General features: G+C 71.8%; 1 protein-coding gene. It reads left to right on the top strand.

What is annotated here, in order from left to right:
• Window positions 1-883: flagellar hook-length control protein FliK (locus N878_RS22620; protein WP_021445787.1), on the top strand; the 883-nt coding region annotated here is incomplete at both ends.

The following is an 883-nucleotide window of genomic DNA, read 5'->3' as shown; positions in this document are numbered from 1 at the left end:
GACGGCAATTCCTTGCCGGCCGAGGGCAAGACGCCCGCGGAACTCGATCCGCTGCTGGCCATGGCCCTGGGCGGCATCCAGGCACAGGCCGCGCAGGTTGCGCCGACGGGCGAGGCGCTGCCGGCATCCGCCCTGGCGGTTGTCGGCATGGCCGACGCCAACGCCAACGCCAACGCCGATGGCGAGGGCGAGGGCGGCGAGCCGGCGCTGGAGACGGAGGCGCTCGATCCGCTGGCCCTGCTGCAGCAGGCGCCGGAGGAGGAGGGCCAGGTCGAGCTGGGCCAGGAGGCGGCGGGCAAGGGCACGCGACTCGCCACCGGCAGCGATTTCGCCGCGGCCATGGCGGCGATGGGCAAGGGCGAGGAGAAGGCCAAGCCCGGCGAGGAGCCGGGGTTGGAGCTGCCGCTGGACGATCTCGCCAAGGATGCCCTGGACAGCCTCAAGGACAGCGTGCAGCCCAACCGCCCGGATCAGTTCGTCAGCAAGCTCAACGCCCTGACCCAGGCGCTCAACCAGCAGACCGGGGCGGCGCCGCGTCTGCCGCTGGTGCCCGGGCAGCCGGTGGCGATGCAGCAGGGCGGCTGGAGCGAGGCGGTGGTGGATCGGGTCATGTGGCTGTCCAGCCAGAACCTCAAGTCGGCCGAGATCCAGCTCGATCCGGCCGAACTGGGCCGTCTGGAGGTGCGGGTGAACCTGTCCCAGGACCAGGCGCAGGTGACCTTCGCCAGCCCTAACGCCGGAGTGCGCGAAGCCCTGGAAGGGCAGATGCAGCGCCTGCGTGAACTGTTCGCCCAGCAGGGCATGAACCTGGCCGATGCCAACGTCTCGGATCAGTCGCTCAGCCGCGGCTGGCAGGGCCAGGGCGAAGGCGGGCGTGGCGGCG

The organism is Pseudomonas sp. EGD-AK9, from assembly GCF_000465935.2.
Lineage (GTDB): Bacteria > Pseudomonadota > Gammaproteobacteria > Pseudomonadales > Pseudomonadaceae > Aquipseudomonas.
The sequence above is the reverse complement of the archived record's forward strand: the minus strand, read 5'-3'. Positions and strand labels throughout refer to the sequence as shown.